A 19,949-nucleotide genomic window follows, 5' to 3' on the forward strand; every position below is an offset into this window, starting at 1 on the left:
GCGCCGGAGAGGGATTGACGACATGTTCTACTGGCTGACGGATTTTTCCGAGCAATTTCAGCTTTTCAACCTGTTCCGATACATCACGTTTCGCACCGGCGCCTCGCTGATCACCTCCGCCTTCATCGTCTTCCTGTTCGGGCCGCAGATCATTTCCGCGCTGCGCATCCGCCAGGGCAAGGGCCAGCCGATCCGCGCCGACGGGCCGCAGACGCATTTCAAGAAGGCGGGCACGCCGACGATGGGCGGGCTGATGATGCTCTGCGGCATCGTCGGCTCGATCCTTCTGTGGGGAAATCTCACCAGCATCTATGTCTGGATCGTGCTGCTGGTGACGCTCGGTTTCGGGCTGATCGGGCTTTACGACGACTATCTGAAAGTGACGAAGCAGAGCGACAAGGGCTTTTCCGGCAAGGCGCGGCTCGGCATCGAGTTCGTGATCGCCGGCATGGCGACCTATGCCATCATGCGCGCCGGAAATCCGCCGTTCTCCTCGAGCCTGACCTTTCCGTTCTTCAAGGACTGGATCCTCGATCTCGGCTGGTTCTTCATCCCGTTCGGCGCCTTCGTCGTCGTCGGCGCCGGCAATGCGGTGAACCTCACCGACGGGCTCGACGGGCTGGCGATCGTGCCGATCATGATCGCGGCGTCGTCCTTCGGGGTGATCGCCTATCTGTCGGGCAACGCCATCTTCGCCGAATATCTGCAGATCCATTTCGTGCCCGGCACGGGCGAACTCTCCGTCGTGCTGGGCGCGGTGATCGGCGCCGGCCTCGGCTTCCTGTGGTTCAACGCGCCTCCGGCGGCCATCTTCATGGGCGACACCGGGTCGCTGGCGCTTGGCGGGCTGATCGGGACGGTCGCGGTGGCGACCAAGCACGAGATCGTCATGGCGATCATCGGCGGGCTGTTCGTCGTCGAGGCGCTGTCGGTGATCATCCAGGTCGGCTATTTCAAGGCGACGGGGCGGCGGGTGTTCCTGATGGCGCCGATCCACCACCACTACGAGAAGAAGGGCTGGACCGAGAGCCAGATCGTCATCCGGTTCTGGATCATCGCGGTCATTCTCGCGCTGGTCGGCCTGTCGACGCTGAAGCTCAGATGATCCCCGTCACGACCGCCAGGGGAAAACGCGTCGCGCTGTTCGGGCTGGGCGGTTCCGGACTGGTGACGGCGCGCGCGCTGATCGCCGGTGGGGCGGAACTTACCTGCTGGGACGACAATCCGGAAAGCGTGGACAAGGCAAAGGCCGAGGGCCTTCCCGTCGGCGACCTGCGCGGTTTCGACTGGGGGTCCGCCGCCAGCCTCGTGCTCTCGCCCGGCGTGCCGCTGACCCATCCGAAGCCGCACTGGTCGGTCGATCTCGCGCATGCGGCGGGCGTCGAGATCATCGGCGACGTGGAACTGTTCTGCCGCGAGCGCCGCATATTGGCGCCGGATTCGCCCTTCGTGGCGATCACCGGCACCAACGGCAAATCGACGACGACGGCGCTGATCGCCCATATCCTGCGCGCGGCGACGCGCGACGTGCAACTCGGCGGCAATATCGGCACGCCGATCCTCGCCCTGGAGCCGCCCGCGTCGCACCGTTACCACGTCGTCGAATGCTCCTCCTACCAGATCGATCTCGCGCCCTCGCTCGATCCGAGCATCGGCGTGCTGCTCAACCTGTCGCCGGACCATCTCGACCGGCACGGAACGATGGAACATTACGCGGCGATCAAGGCGCGGCTGCTGCAGGGCGCGGATTATGCGGTTTGCGGCATCGACGACGACTATTCGCGCCGCATCGCCATCGGGCTCGAAAACGACGCGGCGCGCATCGAGACCATCTCGGTGACAGGCGGCGGACAGGGCCTCGACCTGTCGAACGCGCCGTCGCTGCGCGGCGACCACAATCTGCAGAACGCGCTCGCCGCCGCCGCCGCATGCCGGGCTTTCGGGCTGACGCAGGGCGAGATCGCTGCCGGTCTGGACAGTTTTCCGGGCCTTGCCCACCGCATGCAGATCGTCGCGCGGCGCGGACGCGTCGCCTTCGTCAACGATTCCAAGGCGACGAATGCCGATGCGGCGGAAAAGTCGCTGTCGAGCTTCGATGCGATCCACTGGATCGCCGGCGGGCTGCCGAAGGAAGGCGGGATCGAGGCGCTCCGGCCGTTGTTTCCCCGCATCGCGAAGGCCTATCTGATCGGCGAGGCCGCGCCCGCCTTCGCGGCGACGCTGGGCGAGGCGGTCGCTTACGAAATCTCCGGCACGCTCGACAAGGCGGTCGCCCATGCGGCGGCCGATGCGGCGGCGTCCGGCGCGGCGGAACCGGTGGTGCTGCTGGCGCCGGCGGCGGCCAGTTTCGACCAGTTCAGGAACTTCGAGAAACGTGGTGAAGCCTTTGTTAATGCCGTCATGGCATTGAATGGAATCGAGGCTTCGACAACAGGGGAACCGGGGAGCGACGCATAATGTACAACCGCAGTGACCGCAGCGCAGTCGCCGAATGGTGGCGGACGATCGACCGCTGGTTTCTCGCGGCGTTCATCGTGCTGATCGGGTTCGGCGTCGTGTTGTCGTTTGCCGCCAGCCCCTCGGTCGCCGACCGTATCGGGCTCAACACCTATCACTTCGTCGAGCGGCACGCGCTGTTCCTCATCCCGGCGCTGGCCGTGATGATCGGGGTGTCCTTCCTCAATCCGCGGCAGATCCGGCGCTTGGCGCTTATTGTGCTTGTCATATCGGTGGTGCTGATGATCATGGCGCTGTTCTTCGGCGTCGAGGTCAAGGGATCGCGGCGCTGGGTGCGTCTTCTCGGCCTTTCGCTGCAGCCGTCGGAATTCATGAAACCGGCCTTCGTCATCCTGTGCGCCTGGCTGTTCGCGGAGTCGAAGCGGCGGCCGGAAATCCCCGGCAGCCTGATCGCGATGATCATGTTCGGCGCGATGGCCGCGCTGCTGGTGGCCCAGCCCGATCTCGGCCAGACCGTGCTGCTGGCGGGCACATGGGGCGCGATGTTCTTCATTGCCGGCCTGTCGTGGCTGTGGATCGTGGTTCTGGGCGGGGTCGCCGGCACGGGCATGCTGGGCGCCTATTTCGTCTTCCCGCACGTCGCCGGGCGCATCAACCGGTTCCTGACCGGGGAGGGCGACACCTACCAGGTCGATACCGGGCGCGAGGCGATCATCGGTGGCGGCTGGCTCGGAAAGGGGCCGGGCGAGGGCACCGTGAAGCGGATCCTGCCCGACAGCCACACCGATTTCGTCTTTTCCGTCCTCGCCGAGGAATACGGCATCATCCTGTGCAGCGTACTCGTCGCGGTGTTCGCCTTCATCGTCCTGCGCGGCCTACTCAAGGCGATGCGCGACCAGGACCCGTTCCAGCGTTTCGCGATCAGCGGACTGGTGATCCTGATCGGGCTGCAGTCGACCATCAACATCGCCGTGAACCTGCAGCTGATGCCGGCCAAGGGCATGACGCTGCCCTTCGTTTCCTACGGCGGGTCGTCGATGATCGCCGTGGCGCTGACGGCCGGGATGCTGCTGGCACTAACCCGGCGCAGGCCGGAAAGCCGGGCCGGGCGGGTGCAGTTCCACGCCGCATCGCGGTTCCAGCCCGCATCATAGGCGCGCCCATGACGGAGACGAAAGGCACGATTCTCATTTCCGCCGGCGGCACCGGCGGCCATCTGTTTCCGGCGGAGGCGCTGGCGCATGAGCTGAAGGCGCGCGGCTGGGATGTGCCGCTTGCGACCGACGAGCGGGCCGCGCGCTATGCCGAGCGTTTTCCCGAGGACCGGTGGCACGTCATCCAGTCGGCGACGCCGTCGGGCAAGAACCCGCTGAAGCTGATTGCCGCCGCGTGGACGCTGTTCAAGGGATTTCGCCAGTCGAGCGCGCTGCTGCGCATCCTGAAGCCGAAGGCCGTGGTCGGCTTCGGCGGCTATCCGACCGTGCCGCCGCTGGTCTCGGCGTCCGGCGCGTTCCCGACGGTCATTCACGAACAGAATGCGGTGATGGGCCGCGCCAACAAGATGCTGTCCGGCCGGGTGACCGCGATCGCCGGCGGATTCCTGAAAGCCGAAGGCCCCCTGGCCGACAGAATAGTCGAGACCGGCAATCCCGTCCGGCCGGCGGTGATCGAGGCGGCGAAGCTGCCCTATGAAAAACCGGAACGCGACGGCCTGTTGCGGCTCGCCGTTTTCGGCGGCAGCCAGGGCGCGCGGTTCTTTTCCGACTGCGTTCCCGACGCGATCGCGAAACTGCCCGCTCCGATGCGCGCCCGGCTGCGGATCACGCAGCAGGCGCGGCCGGAAGACGAGGGCCGGGTCAAGGTGCAATATGCGGAACTGGGCGTCTCCGCCGAGGTCGCTCCGTTCTTCGACGACCTGCCGGAGCGTATCGCCATCGCTCATCTCGTGATGTCGCGGTCGGGAGCGTCCACTGTCTCCGAGATCGCGGCGATCGGCCGGCCGGCGATCCTCGTTCCCTATCCCTATGCGCTCGACCACGACCAGGCGGCGAATGCAGCCGCGCTGGAGGCAGCGGGCGGCGCGCTGGTGCGCCGCCAGGCCGATCTCGACGCGGCGTCGCTGAGTGTGCTTCTTCTCGAGCTTCTGGAAAATCCGGACCGGCTCGAACAGATGGCCGAGGCCGCGCGCCGGGTGGGCAAGCCCAATGCCACCGCCTTGCTTGCCGATCTGGTAGAGGCTATTGCCTCGGGCCGGACCGTTGCCGCCTTCAAGGCTGGCTGAAAAAACTCATACAGGACGCAAATCCCATGAAAATGCCGCAGAATATCGGCCTTGTGCATTTCGTCGGAATCGGCGGCATCGGCATGAGCGGCATCGCCGAGGTGCTGCACAATCTGGGCCACAAGGTGCAGGGATCCGACCAGGCAGACAACGCCAATGTGCAGCGCCTGCGCGCCAAGGGCATCGAGGTCTTCGTCGGCCACTCCGCCGACAATCTCGGCGACGCGGAAGTCGTCGTCGTGTCGACGGCGATCAGGCGCGACAATCCCGAACTCGTGGCGGCAAGGGAAAAGTTCCTGCCGATCGTGCGGCGCGCCGAGATGCTGGCCGAAATCATGCGCTTCCGCAACGCGGTCGCGATCGGCGGCACGCATGGCAAGACGACGACGACATCGATGGTGGCGACGCTGCTCGACGCCGGCGGCCTCGACCCGACGGTGATCAATGGCGGCATCATCAACGCCTATGGCACCAATGCGCGCATGGGTGCGGGCGAGTGGATGGTGGTGGAGGCCGACGAAAGCGACGGCACCTTCCTGAAGCTGCCGGCCGACGTCGCCGTGGTGACCAATATCGACCCCGAACATCTCGACCACTACGGCTCCTTCGACAAGGTGCGCGAGGCGTTCGCGCAATTCGTCGAGAACGTGCCGTTCTACGGGTTCGGCGTGATGTGCATCGACCATCCGGAAGTGCAGGCGCTGGTGTCGCGCATCCACGACCGGCGGATTGTCACCTATGGCGAGAACCCGCAGGCGGATGTGCGCTTCTCCAATCACCGCATGGACGGCGCGACGTCGGTGTTCGACGTGACCATCCGCGACCGCAAGAGCGGTGCGGTGACCGAAATCAGGGACCTGCGGCTGCCGATGCCGGGCCGCCACAACGTCGCCAATGCGACGGCGGCGATCGCGGTGGCGCATGAGCTCGGCATGGATGCCGAAAGCATCAAGCGCGGCCTGTTGTCGTTCGGCGGGGTGAAGCGGCGCTTCACGCCGACCGGGACCTGGAACGGGGTGCGGATCTTCGACGATTACGGCCACCATCCGGTCGAGATAAAGGCGGTGCTGCACGCGGCGCGGGATGCCGCTGGCGACGGGCGCGTGATCGCGGTGATGCAGCCGCATCGCTACTCGCGCCTGCATGACCTGTTCGACGATTTCGCCGCCTGCTTCAACGAGGCGGAAACGGTGCTGGTGGCGCCGGTCTATCCGGCGGGCGAACAGCCGATCGAGGGTGTCGGCGCGGCCGAGCTCGTATCGCGGATGAAGGCCGGCGGACACCGCGACGCGCGGCTGATCGACGGGCCGGAGGCAATCGCGCCGATCATCCGCGAGATCGCGAAACCGGGCGATTTCGTCATCTTTCTGGGCGCCGGCAACATCACGCAATGGGCCTATGCGCTGCCGAAGGAACTCGGGGGCGAAGCGGCGCCATGACGGCAATCGACGGAGAGGCACTGCTGGCGCGTCTGTCGGGCAAGCTCGACGGCATTCGCGGCCGGCTGACGCCGAACGCGCCGATGGACCAGATCACCTGGTTCCGCACCGGCGGCCCGGCGGAACTGCTGTTCCAGCCCGCCGACGAGGACGACCTGGCGGCGTTTCTCAAGGCCCTGCCCGAAGATGTTCCCGTCACCGTGGTCGGCGTCGGCTCGAACCTCCTGGTGCGCGACGGCGGCATTCCCGGCGTCGTGATCCGGCTGTCTGCCAAGGGCTTCGGCGAGGCCGAAGCGGTCTCCGACACGCAGATCCGCGCCGGCTCGGCGATCCCGGACAAGCGTCTCGCGGCGGTGGCGCTGGAGGCGGGCATCGGCGGCTTTCACTTCTATCACGGCATCCCGGGCAGCATCGGCGGGGCGCTCAGGATGAACGCCGGCGCCAACGGCGTCGAGACGCGCGAGCGCGTCGTGGAGGTCCATGCCGTCGACCGGAAGGGCAACAGGCGCACGCTTTCGAACGACGAGATGGGCTACGGCTACCGGCATTCGTCGGCGCCGAAGGACCTGATCTTCACCGGGGCGCTGTTCGAGGGGTATCGCGAGGACCGCGACACGATCAAGGCGGAGATGGATGCCGTGCAGCATCACCGCGAGACGGTGCAGCCGATCAGGGAAAAGACCGGCGGATCGACCTTCAAGAACCCCGAAGGAACCTCGGCCTGGAAGGAAGTCGACAAGGCGGGATGCCGGGGATTGCAGATCGGCGGCGCGCAGATGAGCCCGATGCACTGCAATTTCATGATCAATATGGGCGCGGCGACAAGCCACGACCTGGAAACGCTGGGCGAGATCGTGCGCGCCCGTGTGCTGGAGAGGTCCGGCGTTCGTCTCGAATGGGAAATCAAGCGCATCGGCCTGTTCAGGCCGGGGCAGGCGGTCCAGGAATTCATGGGGCGGATGCTTTAGAGCCCGCCGGGTGCTTTTCGGGGCCCAAAACGAAAGAAGGCGGTGACCTCGGTCGCCGCCTCCCTGCATCTGATCGGGTTTTCCAGCTTTTATCGTCCACCCGAAAGCTTCCGACATCCACCGTCGTCCCGACCGATGTTGACCCTTCGGATTCTAACGAACCTTCCGGGCGCGCTGCCCTGGAACCCGAAAGCCCCTTCGCCGCGCTGGCGTTACGGTACAAACCGCCGTTCGCCACTTTACCGGTTGCACCAGCCGTTCATGTCCCGTTTCCGGTCCACGCCGTATCCGGTGCGTCCCATGTTGATCGATCCGCCCGAGCATTTCCCCGCAGGGAGCCGCCAGGCTTTTCGCATGGGCTGCAGCTCGTTCCGGTCCGGGCGTCTTCTGCTGGCAGTGTCTGCCTTTCCCGGGCTGCAGTGGGATCAGTGTCGGTTCGACGGCGCGGATTGTCCAGCGACATGATCCAGTTGTCCCCGGTGTCCCCGTTGTTCACAGGCCTCTTGCAATGTTCTCTTGCGCGACGCCGCTTTCGGCACAGGTTCTGACGCTTTCGGAAATCGACATTTTCCGATTTCCGGCGCGAAATCCCTTCCGTTCGTGCGGGGGCAATGCCGATGGATGCGGTCAGACCATTCACCAGTTCCAACCGGAAGATCGATCCGTCGCGCCGGCGCGCGACGCAATTCCTGAAGCCGGACGGTTCGCCCGACAATCCGGACCGCATCGAGATCGGGCCGACGGAACTGGCCTTTCGCGAATGGGCCGAGCTCGGCATCGCGGCGCCGAACCTGGAACGCATGCGCCAGACGCGGCTGGAACGGACCGCCGCCGAACTGCGCAGGCGCGATCTCGGCGGCGTCCTGCTGTTCGACCCGCTCAACATCCGCTACGCCTGCGACTCCTCCAACATGCATCTGTGGATCGCGCACAATCCGTCGCGCGCCGTCTTCGTCAGCGCGGACGGCTACATGGTGCTGTGGGACTACAAGCGCTGCGAGCATCTGTCGGCGCATCTGCCGCTGATCCGTGAGATCCGGTCCGGCGCGGCCATGTTCTATTTCGTCGCCGGCGACCGGGAAGACGAAATCGCGGCGGCGTTTGCGGCGGAGGTCGACGACCTGATGCGCGTGCATGCCGGGCGCAACCGGCGCATCGCCATCGACAAGATGGAACTGCACGGGGCCTTCGCGCTGCAAAGGCTGGGGCTGGAGATCTTCAGCGGCCAGGAGGTGATGGAGCACGCGCGGCTGATCAAGAGCGAGGACGAGATCAACGCAATGCGCTGCGCGATCGCGACCTGCGAGATCGCGATGGCGGAAATGGAAAAGGAATGCCGCCCCGGCATCGCCGAGACCGAGCTGTGGGCGATCCTGCATGCGGAAAACATCAAGCGCGGCGGGGAATGGATCGAGACGCGCATTCTGTCGTCGGGGCCGCGCACCAATCCGTGGTTCCAGGAAGCAGGCCCGCGCAAGCTGGAGGCGGGCGACCTGCTCGCCTTCGACACCGACCTGATCGGGCCCTACGGCATGTGCTGCGACATGTCGCGGACATGGTTCGTCGGCGATGGCGAACCGGGCGCCGAACAGAAGCGTATCTACCGCGATGCGCATGATCACATCATGTCGAACATGCAGCTGCTGAAACCGGGCGTCACATTTTCCGAGCTGACGCATTTGGGCAAACCGCTGCCGGAGGAATACCGGGCGCAGCGCTACGGCGTGATGGCGCATGGCGTCGGGCTCTGCGACGAGTTCCCGTCGATCTACTACCCGGAGGATTTCATCGAGGGCGCCTACGACTATGAAATCAGCCCCGGGATGGCGCTGTGCGTGGAGGCCTATTGCGGCGTCGTCGGCGGCCGCGACGGGGTCAAGCTCGAGGACCAGGTGCTGATCACGGAGACCGGTTTCGAGAACCTGTCGTCCTATCCCTTCGACGCGAAGCTGCTGGGATAGGCGGGATCAGGTGTCGCTGGCGATGCGATTGCGGCCGGCGTTCTTGGCTTCGTAGAGCCTGGTGTCGGCGCGTGCGATCAGAGTTTCGGAATCGTCGCCGTCGCGCAATCGCGCGATGCCGTAGGATGCGGTCAGCTTCCCGATCGGCGTCTTGCCCTGCGACAGGACCAGGTTGGTCGTCTGCAACTGGTTCATGATGTGGCGTATCAGCTTCTGCGCCTCGCCGGGACCCGTGGCCGGCAGGATGAGCGCGAACTCCTCGCCGCCATAGCGCGCGGCGAGATCGCGTCCCTTGACATTGTTTGCCAGCATCCCCGCGAAGAAGCGCAACACGTCGTCGCCGACCGGGTGGCCGTATGTGTCGTTGATGATCTTGAAATGGTCGATGTCGACCAGCACCAGGCACATCGGCGCGTTGTTGTTGCGGGATTCGCCAATCTCGCGCTGCAATTGCAGCTCGAAATAGCGCCGGTTGGCGAGATTCGTCATGGGATCGCGCATTTCCATTTCGCGCGATCTTTCCAGGCTGGTGCGCAGCTTGCGGACCTGGGCGCGGGACTCGGCGAGCGCGCTGCCGAGTTTGGCCGTCTGCGAGCGCATCTTGGCGTTTTCGGACAAAAGGATCTCGATGGCGGAACGCACCTGCGCTGGCGTCGCGCTTGCCGACAGCGAAGCGCCGGTGTGTTTCAGCGATCCGGAATAGCTGTCGCTCGATGCGATATGCGCCTGAACGAGTTTCGCGATCTCGTCCATTTCCCGGTCGAGATGAAAGTTGAGCGCATCCTGCCGCTTGCGCTCGCGTTCGGAGAGCGCAAGATATTCGAGGTGGATCTGGTCAAGATCGTAGGTGCCGAGCGAGCCGTTCTTTTCGATGATCGCGTTGATCTTGCCGGCGACCTCCTCGGGCACCCCGGCCGCATAGGAGTACCAGACTTCGTAGGTCTTGGGCACGGGCGGCGTCTGATAGGTGTCGGCGAGCAGGAGCGCCTTGCAGGCCAGGGCCTCGGCGGCCTTAAATTCGGGGCCGGGTTGCGGCGCGCCGGAAGGTTCAGGCGCCTTCTTTTGTCCGGCTCTCGCGAGTTCAAGCATGTGTCCGTCCCGCCTTCATGTCCGTTCGCTCGTTTTCCGGTGGCCCGATCAGGCGGCCGGTCTCTTTTCTTCGGCAATCGCCGCCTCGACGGAATTGACCGCCCAGGTGCTGATCTTTTCCTGCAACTCGGTGTTCTTCTGGCGCAATTGCTCGATCTCCGAGCCGATCTTCTCGTCCTCGGCCTTGCGAATTTCGTCGAGCTGCGCCTTGAGCGCCTCGTTTTCCGTTTTCAGCGCTTCGTATTCCGCGCCGAGATGACCGTCGATGCGGGTTTCGACCGACGCGATGCGCTGTTCGAGAAGGTCCCTGAGTTCGCCGACCGACTGTTCGGCGGCGGTGAATTTCGCCGCATGGATTTTGGCGTTCGCGAAGGCGTGGACCGATGCGGCAAGGATGAGCAGGACAAGCATCGGAACGACCGCGACCTCGAGGCTATGCGTCAGGTCGATGAAGCCGAGATCGTGCATGCCGGCGACCATGACGGCCACGGCGATGGTCGCCGCGCCGAAGCCCGCGATCTGCAGGATCGACATCATGGCGGAACCCTGGCCGGCTCCGGCCTTCGTTTTTCCCGCAGCCTTGTCGGCCGGTTTTTTCGACATCTTTCAACCACCCCCGTGTTCTCGTGCCGCTTGCGGACAGTGCGCCATGCTTCGCGCGCCGCCGGAGCAGCGCGGACAGATTCAGCCAATGACAGGAAACATCCCGGTTCGAGGACCGGGCCGCCGGGCAGCGTCATGCTGCATGAAGGCGCACATTGTCGGTCCATGCTTACGCATCGGGATTTAAGAAAGCTCGAAACCATATGGTTAATCGCGCGCCAATGTTCGCGGACGGCGCGAAATGCATGGAACGGGAACGCAAAACAGGGCATAGCGCGCGCATGGCGCATGGTGTCGACATCAAAACCGCTGGCGGAGAGGGTGCTTTGCCCGCAGAGGGCGGACCGGCCACGATGGGCTGGGCCGGGCATCTGCGCGCGACCCTGGCGCTCGGCGTGCCGCTTGTCGGGTCGCAAATCGGCCTGATGCTGATCAACACGACCGACACGATCATGCTCGGCTGGTATTCCGTCGAGGCGCTGGCGGCGGCCGTTCTGGCGACGCCGCTGTTCTTCACGGTGATGATTTTCGGGTCCGGCTTCAGCCAGGCCGTCATGCCGATCGCGGCGCAGGCGGAAGGCCAGGGCGACACGCGCGGCGTGCGGCGCGCGGTGCGGATGGGGCTGTGGGTGGCGATCGGCTATTCGGCGCTGGTCATGGCGCCGCTGTGGCATACCGAGAGGCTCCTGCTGGCGCTCGGGCAGGACCAGGACGTCGCGGCGTTGGCGGGCGAGTATATGCGCGTGGCGCAATGGGCGATGTTCCCGACCCTCGTCGCGCAAGGGCTGCGCGCCTTCCTGTCGTCGATCGAGCGGCCGAGGATCATCTTCTGGTCGACGGTCGCGGGCGCGCTGTTGAACGCGTTCCTGAACTGGATCCTGATCTTCGGCAACTGGGGCGCGCCCGAGATGGGCGTGCGCGGCGCGGCGCTGGCATCGCTCGGGACGACGACGCTGACGCTCGTCATTCTCGTGGCGCATGTGATGCTGGCGAAAAAGGCGTCCGAATACACGATTTTCGCCCGGTTCTGGCGCGCCGACTGGCCCGATTTGCGCGAGGTCCTGCGTCTCGGCCTGCCGATCTCGATCACCATCCTCGCCGAGGTCGGCATGTTCGTGTTTTCGTCGGTGATGATGGGCTGGCTCGGTGTCGTGGCGCTCGCCGCGCACGGGATCGCCATGCAAATAACCTCGATCGCCTTCATGGTGCCGCTCGGCCTGTCGCAGGCGGCGACGGTGCGGATCGGGCGCGCGTTCGGCCGCGGCGACGCCGTCGGGCTCAACCGGGCGGCGGCCACGGTCATGGCGGTCTGCCTGTTGTTCGCGCTGGTCAGCGCGGCCATGTTCTGGCTCATGCCGGCGCCGCTGATCTCGCTATTCCTCGACAATTCCAAGCCCGACGCGCCAGCCGTCGTGCTGTATGCGGTGCCATTGCTGATGACCGCGGCCGTGTTCTCGGTTTTCGACACCAGCCAGGTCGTCGGGGCAGGCATGCTGCGCGGCCTGCGGGATACGCGCGTGCCGATGTTGCTTGCCATCTTCAGCTATTGGGTCGTCGGCTTTCCGATGGCTTACGGGCTCGGATTCCTGGCAGGGCTGGAAGGCGTCGGTGTCTGGAGCGGCCTGGCCGTCGGTCTCTTCTTCGCGGCGGCGTCGATGAACTCGCGGTTTCTGGCGCTTCGGCCCCGCGGCTGAGCAGACCAATCCATTCCGCATCGTCTCCAATCGTTTTCCGTTTTTTTCGGCATGCACTTGCCAGCGAATCAAAGCTCTGATTCTTATGGTGGTGTTCCATGTCTTGCCGATTCGGGCGCCGTATGCGTCCACAGTGTTCGCGTATCCGGAGTACGCGGCAGGACGTCGAGTTTTGTGAGGCGCCGGGGGGCGTTGCGAGGAAGGGGAAGCGATGGATCATCGCGCGCGCAAACATGTCGCAGTTCTCATGGGTGGATTTTCTTCGGAGCGGCCGGTCAGCCTGATGTCGGGTGCCGCCTGCGCCGACGAACTGGAACGCTGCGGCTATGACGTGACGCGGATCGATGTCGGACGCGACGTCGCGCTCCGGCTGGCCGAGGTCAAGCCCGACGTCGCCTTCAACGCCCTGCATGGCCCGTTCGGAGAGGACGGCACGATCCAGGGCATCCTCGAATACATGCAAATTCCCTATACCCATTCCGGCGTGCTCGCGGCGGCGGTGACGATGGACAAGGAGATGGCCAAGCGCGTCGCGCGGACGCACGGCATCCCGGTCGCCGAATCGAAGGTGATGAACCGGCACGACTTCACCTCGAGCCATCCCATGAAGCCGCCCTATGTGGTCAAGCCGATCTCCGAGGGGTCCAGTTTCGGCGTCGTGATCGTCAAGGAGGACCAGCCGCATCCGCCGCAGATCATAACCTCGCCTGACTGGAAATATGGCGACCGGGTGATGGTCGAGCGCTTCGTTCACGGGCGCGAGCTGACCTGCGCGGTGATGGGCGATGTGGCGCTCGGCGTGACCGAGATCATCCCCCAGGGGCACCAGTTCTACGACTATGAATCGAAATATGTCGCAGGCGGATCAAATCATGTGTGTCCGGCGGAAATTTCACCAAATATTTACCAAACAATAACGAAACTGGCGCTCAAAGCACATCAGGCCTTCGGGTGCCGGGGAGTGACCCGTTCCGATTTCCGCTACGACGATCGTTTCTCCGAAAATGGCGAGGTGATCTGGCTGGAAATCAACACCCAGCCGGGGATGACTGCGACGTCGCTGGTGCCGGAATTGGCCTTTCATGCCGGGCATCCTTTCGGCGAGCTTTTGAGTTGGATGGTGGAGGACGCATCTTGTTTGCGTTGAGTGGGAAATCGCCGGGAAAGACCCGCATCGCGTCCGACGGGCGCGACTGCGAGGGCGGCCGCGTGCTGCCGCGGATCCTGCGCCGGCCGGCCCGCTTCTTCGCCAAGGTCTTCGACGGCGAGATCGTCATCCCGCGGTTCACCGAAGCAGCTGGCCTGGTCGGCATTTTCGCGGCGACCGCAATCTATGGCTCCGTCGTCAGCGGGCAGTTTGCCGGCGCGGTGGAACACGCCACGTCGGCGCTCGGTCTCGCGGTCAGCGAGGTCGAGATCACCGGCCACACCAACACGTCGGAAGTCGCGATATTCGAGGCGCTCGGCCTTGACGGCTTCACGTCGCTTGCCTCGCTCGACGCCGGCGAGGCGCGGGCCCGGCTGATGAAGCTGCCATGGGTCGAAACGGCCGCCGTGCGCAAGGTCTATCCCGGCAAGCTCGAAATCCATATCGGCGAGCGCAAACCCTTCGCGATCTGGCAAACCGGCGCGACGCTGGCGCTGATCGAACGCGACGGCCATGTCATCGGCGCCTATGGCGGCTCCGGTTTCAACAATCTGCCGCTCGTCGTCGGACCCGGCGCAGAAACGGCCGCCGCTCCGTTCATGGACCTGCTGTCGGCCTATCCGTCCTTCGCCAGCCAGGTGAAGGCGCTGATCCATGTCGGCGAACGGCGCTGGGATGTCCGGCTCGCCAACGGCGTGACCGTGAAGCTTCCCGCCGAACAGCCCGAAAAGGCGGTCGAGCGCCTGCTGGCGATGGACGCGCAAAACCAGATCCTGTCGCGCGACATCGCATCCGTCGATCTGCGCCTCGGAGACCGCACGGTCGTGGCGCTGACGGAAAACGCGATGCTGCGCCGCGAAGCCGCACTCAAAGCCCGCGAGAAGGCCATCAAGGCAGCCGCCAAACGGAGCAGCATCTGATGGCGTCGAAGACCCGCGCTCCCGAACAGAAGAAATCGCGCCGTTCCGCGGTCGTGACCGTCCTCGATATCGGTTCGACGAAGACGGTATGCATCATCGCGCGCATGGTGCCGAACGATGGCGGACATTACCTGCACGGGCGCACGCATGCGCCCGAGGTGATCGGCATCGGCCATACCAAGTCGCACGGCGTGAAGTCCGGCCTGATCAACGATCTCGACGCCGCCGAGCAGACGATCCGCCACGCGGTCGACTCGGCCGAGCGCATGGCCGGGCTGACCGTCGAATCGATGATCGTCAATGTCAGCGCCGGCCGGATCGGCAGCCACATGTCGAGCGCCTCGATCGAACTCAACGAGGACCGTCCGATCTCCAAGTCGGATATCCAGAAGGTGCTGAAGGCGGCCACGGCGCGCGCGTCGAATGTCGACCGCACCGTGCTGCACATGCTGCCCGTCGACCACGTGCTCGACGGGGAACGCGGGATCGTCGATCCGCGCGGCATGATCGGACGCGAACTGACCCTGAACATGCATGTTCTGACGGCGGATTCCGCACCGCTGCGCAATATCGAGCTTTGCGTCAACCGGGCGCATCTGAGCGTCGAGGCGATGGTGGCGACACCTTATGCGAGCGGGCTGGCGGCGCTGGTCGACGACGAACTGGATCTCGGTTGCGCCTGTGTCGACATGGGCGGCGGGACAACGTCGGTCGCGATCTTCGCCGACCGCGCCTTCATCCATGCCGACAGCATTCCGGTCGGCGGGCATCACGTGACGATGGATATCGCGCGCGGCTTTTCGTGCCGGCTCGAGGATGCCGAGCGGATGAAGGTCATGCAGGGGTCGGCGCTGGCTTCGCCGGCCGACGAGCGCGACGTCATCCATGTTCCGGCGATCGGCGACGACGACGACGCCAATGCGACGCAAGTCCCGCGCAGCCTGCTCAACCGTATTATCGCGGCCCGTGTCGAGGAGACGCTGGAGATGCTGCGCGACCGTATCAACAAGTCCGGCTATTCGAGTGTCGTCGGCAAGCGCGTCGTCCTGACCGGCGGCGCGGCGCAACTGACGGGCCTGCCGGAAGTGGCGCGTCGGATTCTCGGGCGCAACGTGCGTATCGGCCGCCCGCTCGGCGTCAGCGGCCTGCCGGCCTCGGCCAAGGGGCCCGCCTTCGCGGCGGCGGCCGGTTTGATGATTTACCCGCAGGTCGCGGACAACGACCAGAGCAGCATGAAGTTCGGCAGTCCATTCCGGGTCGCGGGAACCGGAACGGACGGACCGCTGGGTCGCATGACCCAGTGGCTGAAAGAAAGTTTTTAGCAAATCGCGGGGGGAGCCCCGCGTACGGATGTGGCGGCGCATCCGGCATCAGAAAGGATGAAAACCATGTCGATCAATCTTCAAAAGCCGGATATCACTGAACTGAAGCCGCGCATCACCGTGTTTGGCGTCGGCGGTGGCGGCGGCAACGCGGTCAACAACATGATCAATGCGGGCCTCGAGGGCGTCGATTTCGTCGTCGCCAACACCGACGCGCAGGCGCTGTCGATGAACAAGGCGGAACGCATCATCCAGCTCGGGCTCGGCGTCACCGAGGGGCTTGGCGCCGGATCGCAGCCCGATATCGGCCGTTCGGCCGCCGAGGAATGCATCGACGAGATCAACGATCACCTGAGCGGTACGCATATGTGCTTCGTGACCGCCGGCATGGGCGGCGGCACCGGCACCGGCGCGGCCCCGGTCGTCGCCGGCGCGGCGCGCGCCAAGGGCATCCTGACCGTCGGCGTCGTCACCAAGCCGTTCCATTTCGAAGGCCAGCGCCGGATGCGCACGGCCGATGCCGGCATCGAGGAACTGCAGCGCAACGTCGATACGCTGATCGTCATTCCGAACCAGAACCTGTTCCGCATCGCCAACGACAAGACGACATTCGCCGATGCCTTCGGCATGGCCGACCAGGTTCTCTATTCGGGCGTCGCCTGCATCACCGACCTAATGGTCAAGGAAGGCCTGATCAATCTCGACTTCGCCGACGTGCGCTCCGTGATGCGCGAAATGGGCAAGGCGATGATGGGCACCGGCGAAGCGTCGGGCGAGGGCCGCGCGATGACGGCCGCCGAAGCGGCGATCGCCAATCCGCTGCTCGACGAGACCTCGATGCGGGGCGCACAGGGCCTGCTGATCTCGATCACCGGCGGCCGCGACATGACGCTGTTCGAGGTCGACGAGGCGGCGACCCGCATTCGCGAGGAAGTCGATCAGGATGCCAACATCATCCTGGGCGCGACCTTCGACGAGTCGCTCGAGGGCATCATCCGCGTGTCGGTCGTCGCGACCGGCATCGAGGCGCAGGTCGAGGCCGGCACGCGTCCGGAAACCGAACTGCGCGCGCAGCCGCGTCCGGCGATCACCGCTCCGGTCTCCCGCCCGGCGCCCGCACAGGCCCTGGCAGCCACTGCCCAGACGGCTACTCCGGCCCCGAAACCCGCGGCCGCCAGCGATCCGGTGAGCGAAGTCATTCGCGAAACCGAGCGTGACATGGCCGCCTTCGAGGAAAAGGCCGCCACGGCGACTGCCACAGCGCCGGAATTCCGGCCGCAAAGCCGTCTGTTCACCTCGGCGCAGCAGCCGATGCGGGCAACGCCGGCAACGCCGCCGATCGCCGCCGAACCGCAGCAGCGGCCGGTGCGGACAGAGCCTGAATCGCCGCGCATGCCGCGCGTCGAGGATTTCCCGCCGATGGTGAAGGCGGAAGTGGAATCGCATGGCGCGCGCCAGCATGGCGAGGATGAGGACGAGCGTGGCCCGCTCGGTCTTCTGAAGCGGCTCACCCATGGCCTGAGCCGCGAGGACAAGACGGCGCCGGCGCAGAAACTGCGTCCGAGCGAAGGCGGGGTCGATCAGCGCCCGGCCGAACCGCGCCGTCAGCTCTCCCAGGACGCCCAGCTTTACGCGCCGCGCAAGGGCCAGCTGGACGACCACGGACGCGCCGCGCCGCAGGGTTCGTCTTCCGCCGAGGAGGACCAGCTGGAGATCCCGGCGTTTTTGCGCCGGCAGGCGAATTGACGCTGGCGAATTGTAACAGGATGAAACAAAAGGCCGCGTCATGCGGCCTTTCGTTTTTTATTAACCAATTGAATTCACAAATAATTTATGGAAGTCACGCAATGCGCCGACTGGTAACAATCGGTAAAAAAGCGTGATTTGGTCGGAGAGCCGACTCGCGGATATTGTCCACGCCACGAGGGGAGTGCTGTCCGGGCCGTATGGCCGGGACCGGGTTGCGGATACTAGCCAACCAAACTGCGTTTTGTAACGTGGCGTAAGTGGGAAGGCCGATGGGGACAAAATTGTTAGGATATCAAGCGACGCTTTGCGAAAAAGCGGAACTGTCGGGCGTAGCGGTACACAGCGGCGAACAAGTCTCTATCACCCTCCTCCCCGCAGCCCCCAATACCGGGGTGAAATTCAGACGCATTTTCGATGACGGCACGGCGACGGAAATCATGGCCGTTGCCGGTCAGGTCGGCGCGACCGACCTGTGCACCATGCTTGGCGATCCGGCCGGCATCCATGTCGCCACGGTCGAGCACCTGATGGCGGCCTTCTGGGCGACCGGGCTGGACAACGTGATCGTCGAGATCGACGGCAACGAAGTTCCGGTGATGGACGGCTCCAGCCGCGTCTTTATCGATGCGATCGACGAAGCCGGGATGACGCACCATGCCGTCAAGCGCCGCTATGTGCGCGTCAAGAAGACGGTGCGCGTCGAGATCGGCGGCTCGTGGGCGGAATTCCGACCTTACCAGGGAACGCGATTCGAGGTCGTGATCGATTTCGACAGCCCGCTCATCGGCCGTCAGGAGTTCAAGTCCGACATCAATGGCGACGTCTTCCGCGGAGAGCTGGCCGATGCGCGCACCTTCGGCTTCATGAAGGACGTCGAACGGCTGTGGGCTTCGGGCCACGCGCTCGGCTCCTCGCTCGAGAATTCGGTGGTGATCAGCGACGATCACACGATCATCAATCCGGAAGGCCTGCGTTTCCGCGACGAATTCGTGCGTCACAAGACGCTCGATGCCGTCGGCGATCTGGCGCTGGCCGGCGCGCAGTTCATCGGCTGCTATGCGTCCTATCGCGGCGGGCATCGTCTGAATGCTGCCGCCCTGAAGGCGCTTCTGACCGACCGCACCGCCTATGAAGTCGTCGAAACGCCCGAAAAACGCGAGCGCGTCTTCTCCGGCGATTTCGTCACCGTCGCCGCCGCTCCGGCGCATGCTCCGTGGATTCTCTGACGCTATTTTACGCCTGATTCCGGAAATCGGCGACGCCGCCCTCGCGCCGCGGGGAATGCGAAAACGCGGCGATTGACGGAATGCCACAAAATCGCGACATTCTGGCCCCACGGCGTTGCCGGGCCGGTGCCGTCGCGGTAATGGACGGCAGCGCAGATGCGGTCGCGGAACCGCAGCGAACACAGGAAATCGAACATGGCGACCTTGTCACACGGGAATGCAGCGCGAAATGGCCGGATGATCGTCCGCTTGGCCGTGGTTGCCGCCTGCGCGGGGCTTCTGGGCGCCTGCACCACCAAGGACGACAAGCTGGACATACAGTCCTACGTGGACACGATCGAACCGGCCGACGCGCTCTACAACCAGGGGCTGGCGAACCTGAACGCCGGCAATCTGCGTGAAGCGGCGAAGAAGTTCGAGGCGGTCGACCGCCAGCATCCCTATTCGGAATTCGCCCGCAAGGCCAATGTCATGGCGGCCTGGACGTCCTACAAGCTTGGCAAGTTCGACGATGCGATCCAGGCGGCGCGGCGGTTCGTGAACCTGTATCCGACCGACGAGGACGCGGCATACGCGCAGTACATCATCGGCCTGTGCTATTTCAGCCAGATGCCCGAAGTGACGCGTGACCAGCGCGAGACCAAGCTCGCCGTCCAGAATTTCAACGAGCTTCTGGAGCGCTATCCCGGGTCCATCTACGAGGAGGACGCGAAGGCGAAGATCCGCGCCGCACGCGACCAGCTCGCCGGCAAGGAGATGCAGATCGGGCGCTACTATCTGGAGCGGCGCGAATATCCGGGCGCGATCAACCGCTTCCGCAATGTCGTCGAGGAATATTCCAACACCCGCCAGGTCGAGGAGGCGCTGGCGCGTCTCGTCGAGACCTATTACGCGATGGGGCTCGTCTCCGAGGCGCAGACCGCCGCCGCGGTGCTCGGCCACAACTTCCCGGACAGCCAGTGGTATGCGGATTCCTATGCGCTGCTGAAGTCGGGCGGCGTCGAGCCGCGCGAGAACACCGGTTCGTGGATCTCTCGTACCGGCAAGCGCGTCTTTGGAAGCTGAGGCAATCCGGACCGCGAGGAACTGAGCC

General features: G+C 64.9%; 16 protein-coding genes. 14 read left to right on the forward strand and 2 right to left on the reverse strand.

Annotated features, from left to right (window positions below; translation table 11 throughout):
* Positions 1-22 precede the first annotated feature (22 nt).
* The 7 genes from mraY to dddP all read left to right on the forward strand — a co-directional run bounded on the left by mraY (position 23) and on the right by dddP (position 9,106).
* Positions 23-1,105, forward strand: coding sequence for a phospho-N-acetylmuramoyl-pentapeptide-transferase (mraY, locus tag IG169_RS12260; protein WP_193176497.1), 1,083 nt, complete (start codon positions 23-25; stop codon positions 1,103-1,105).
* Positions 1,102-2,457, forward strand: coding sequence for a UDP-N-acetylmuramoyl-L-alanine--D-glutamate ligase (murD, locus tag IG169_RS12265; RefSeq protein ID WP_193176498.1), 1,356 nt, complete (start codon positions 1,102-1,104; stop codon positions 2,455-2,457). The genes mraY and murD overlap by 4 nt, the downstream gene beginning before the upstream one ends.
* The gene (ftsW, locus tag IG169_RS12270) at positions 2,457-3,611 is read left to right on the forward strand and encodes a putative lipid II flippase FtsW (protein WP_193176499.1); all 1,155 of its coding nucleotides are present in this window, start codon (positions 2,457-2,459) and stop codon (positions 3,609-3,611) included. Before murD ends, ftsW begins: the two co-directional genes overlap by 1 nt.
* An 8-nt stretch (positions 3,612-3,619) precedes the next feature.
* On the forward strand, positions 3,620-4,738 hold the full coding sequence (murG, locus tag IG169_RS12275; RefSeq protein WP_193176500.1) for an undecaprenyldiphospho-muramoylpentapeptide beta-N-acetylglucosaminyltransferase: 1,119 nt from the start codon (positions 3,620-3,622) through the stop codon (positions 4,736-4,738).
* Between the two features lie 26 nt (positions 4,739-4,764).
* The gene (gene murC, locus IG169_RS12280) at positions 4,765-6,177 is read left to right on the forward strand and encodes a UDP-N-acetylmuramate--L-alanine ligase (protein WP_193176501.1); all 1,413 of its coding nucleotides are present in this window, start codon (positions 4,765-4,767) and stop codon (positions 6,175-6,177) included.
* Positions 6,174-7,145: a UDP-N-acetylmuramate dehydrogenase gene (murB, locus tag IG169_RS12285; RefSeq protein WP_193176502.1), complete on the forward strand. Its 972-nt coding sequence runs from the start codon at positions 6,174-6,176 to the stop codon at positions 7,143-7,145. Before murC ends, murB begins: the two co-directional genes overlap by 4 nt.
* Before the next feature lie 617 nt (positions 7,146-7,762).
* Complete coding sequence (gene dddP, locus IG169_RS12290; RefSeq protein ID WP_193176503.1) at positions 7,763-9,106, forward strand: dimethylsulfonioproprionate lyase DddP; 1,344 nt, start codon at positions 7,763-7,765, stop codon at positions 9,104-9,106.
* A gap of 6 nt (positions 9,107-9,112) precedes the next feature.
* Here the strand turns inward: dddP and IG169_RS12295 are convergent, their stop codons facing one another.
* Together IG169_RS12295 and IG169_RS12300 are read right to left on the reverse strand one after the other, a co-directional pair.
* Positions 9,113-10,195: a GGDEF domain-containing protein gene (locus tag IG169_RS12295; RefSeq protein WP_193176504.1), complete on the reverse strand. Its 1,083-nt coding sequence runs from the start codon at positions 10,193-10,195 to the stop codon at positions 9,113-9,115.
* Between the two features lie 48 nt (positions 10,196-10,243).
* Entirely contained in the window at positions 10,244-10,798 is a 555-nt protein-coding gene (locus IG169_RS12300; RefSeq protein WP_193176505.1) for a hypothetical protein, read from the reverse strand.
* A gap of 281 nt (positions 10,799-11,079) precedes the next feature.
* Between IG169_RS12300 and IG169_RS12305 the strand changes: the two genes are divergently transcribed.
* The 7 genes from IG169_RS12305 (at position 11,080) to IG169_RS12335 (ending at position 19,921) form a co-directional block, all read left to right on the forward strand.
* A complete protein-coding gene (locus IG169_RS12305; protein WP_428982248.1) occupies positions 11,080-12,492 on the forward strand; it encodes an MATE family efflux transporter in 1,413 nt (470 codons plus the stop codon).
* Positions 12,493-12,703: 211 nt separating this feature from the next.
* Positions 12,704-13,639, forward strand: coding sequence for a D-alanine--D-alanine ligase (locus tag IG169_RS12310; RefSeq protein ID WP_193176506.1), 936 nt, complete (start codon positions 12,704-12,706; stop codon positions 13,637-13,639).
* On the forward strand, positions 13,627-14,559 hold the full coding sequence (locus IG169_RS12315; protein ID WP_193176507.1) for a cell division protein FtsQ/DivIB: 933 nt from the start codon (positions 13,627-13,629) through the stop codon (positions 14,557-14,559). The genes IG169_RS12310 and IG169_RS12315 overlap by 13 nt, the downstream gene beginning before the upstream one ends.
* Complete coding sequence (gene ftsA / locus IG169_RS12320; protein ID WP_193176508.1) at positions 14,559-15,881, forward strand: cell division protein FtsA; 1,323 nt, start codon at positions 14,559-14,561, stop codon at positions 15,879-15,881. Before IG169_RS12315 ends, ftsA begins: the two co-directional genes overlap by 1 nt.
* A 66-nt stretch (positions 15,882-15,947) precedes the next feature.
* A complete protein-coding gene (ftsZ, locus tag IG169_RS12325) occupies positions 15,948-17,627 on the forward strand; it encodes a cell division protein FtsZ (RefSeq protein WP_193176509.1) in 1,680 nt (559 codons plus the stop codon).
* 272 nt (positions 17,628-17,899) lie between these two features.
* The gene (lpxC, locus tag IG169_RS12330) at positions 17,900-18,856 is read left to right on the forward strand and encodes a UDP-3-O-acyl-N-acetylglucosamine deacetylase (protein WP_193176510.1); all 957 of its coding nucleotides are present in this window, start codon (positions 17,900-17,902) and stop codon (positions 18,854-18,856) included.
* A gap of 195 nt (positions 18,857-19,051) precedes the next feature.
* The gene (locus IG169_RS12335) at positions 19,052-19,921 is read left to right on the forward strand and encodes an outer membrane protein assembly factor BamD (protein ID WP_193176511.1); all 870 of its coding nucleotides are present in this window, start codon (positions 19,052-19,054) and stop codon (positions 19,919-19,921) included.
* Positions 19,922-19,949: the final 28 nt, after the last annotated feature.

This window comes from Oricola nitratireducens (assembly GCF_014904745.1).
GTDB classification, from domain to species: domain Bacteria; phylum Pseudomonadota; class Alphaproteobacteria; order Rhizobiales; family Rhizobiaceae; genus Oricola; species Oricola nitratireducens.

Bases quoted from the DNA above. Each gene is read 5' to 3' on its own strand.
- mraY (WP_193176497.1), top strand. From the start codon at position 23: ATGTTCTACTGGCTGACGGATTTTTCCGAGCAATTTCAGCTTTTCAAC.
- murD (WP_193176498.1), top strand. From the start codon at position 1,102: ATGATCCCCGTCACGACCGCCAGGGGAAAACGCGTCGCGCTGTTCGGG.
- ftsW (WP_193176499.1), top strand. From the start codon at position 2,457: ATGTACAACCGCAGTGACCGCAGCGCAGTCGCCGAATGGTGGCGGACG.
- murG (WP_193176500.1), top strand. From the start codon at position 3,620: ATGACGGAGACGAAAGGCACGATTCTCATTTCCGCCGGCGGCACCGGC.
- murC (WP_193176501.1), top strand. From the start codon at position 4,765: ATGAAAATGCCGCAGAATATCGGCCTTGTGCATTTCGTCGGAATCGGC.
- murB (WP_193176502.1), top strand. From the start codon at position 6,174: ATGACGGCAATCGACGGAGAGGCACTGCTGGCGCGTCTGTCGGGCAAG.
- dddP (WP_193176503.1), top strand. From the start codon at position 7,763: ATGGATGCGGTCAGACCATTCACCAGTTCCAACCGGAAGATCGATCCG.
- IG169_RS12295 (WP_193176504.1), bottom strand. From the start codon at position 10,195: ATGCTTGAACTCGCGAGAGCCGGACAAAAGAAGGCGCCTGAACCTTCC.
- IG169_RS12300 (WP_193176505.1), bottom strand. From the start codon at position 10,798: ATGTCGAAAAAACCGGCCGACAAGGCTGCGGGAAAAACGAAGGCCGGA.
- IG169_RS12305 (WP_428982248.1), top strand. From the start codon at position 11,080: ATGGCGCATGGTGTCGACATCAAAACCGCTGGCGGAGAGGGTGCTTTG.
- IG169_RS12310 (WP_193176506.1), top strand. From the start codon at position 12,704: ATGGATCATCGCGCGCGCAAACATGTCGCAGTTCTCATGGGTGGATTT.
- ftsA (WP_193176508.1), top strand. From the start codon at position 14,559: ATGGCGTCGAAGACCCGCGCTCCCGAACAGAAGAAATCGCGCCGTTCC.
- ftsZ (WP_193176509.1), top strand. From the start codon at position 15,948: ATGTCGATCAATCTTCAAAAGCCGGATATCACTGAACTGAAGCCGCGC.
- lpxC (WP_193176510.1), top strand. From the start codon at position 17,900: ATGGGGACAAAATTGTTAGGATATCAAGCGACGCTTTGCGAAAAAGCG.
- IG169_RS12335 (WP_193176511.1), top strand. From the start codon at position 19,052: ATGGCGACCTTGTCACACGGGAATGCAGCGCGAAATGGCCGGATGATC.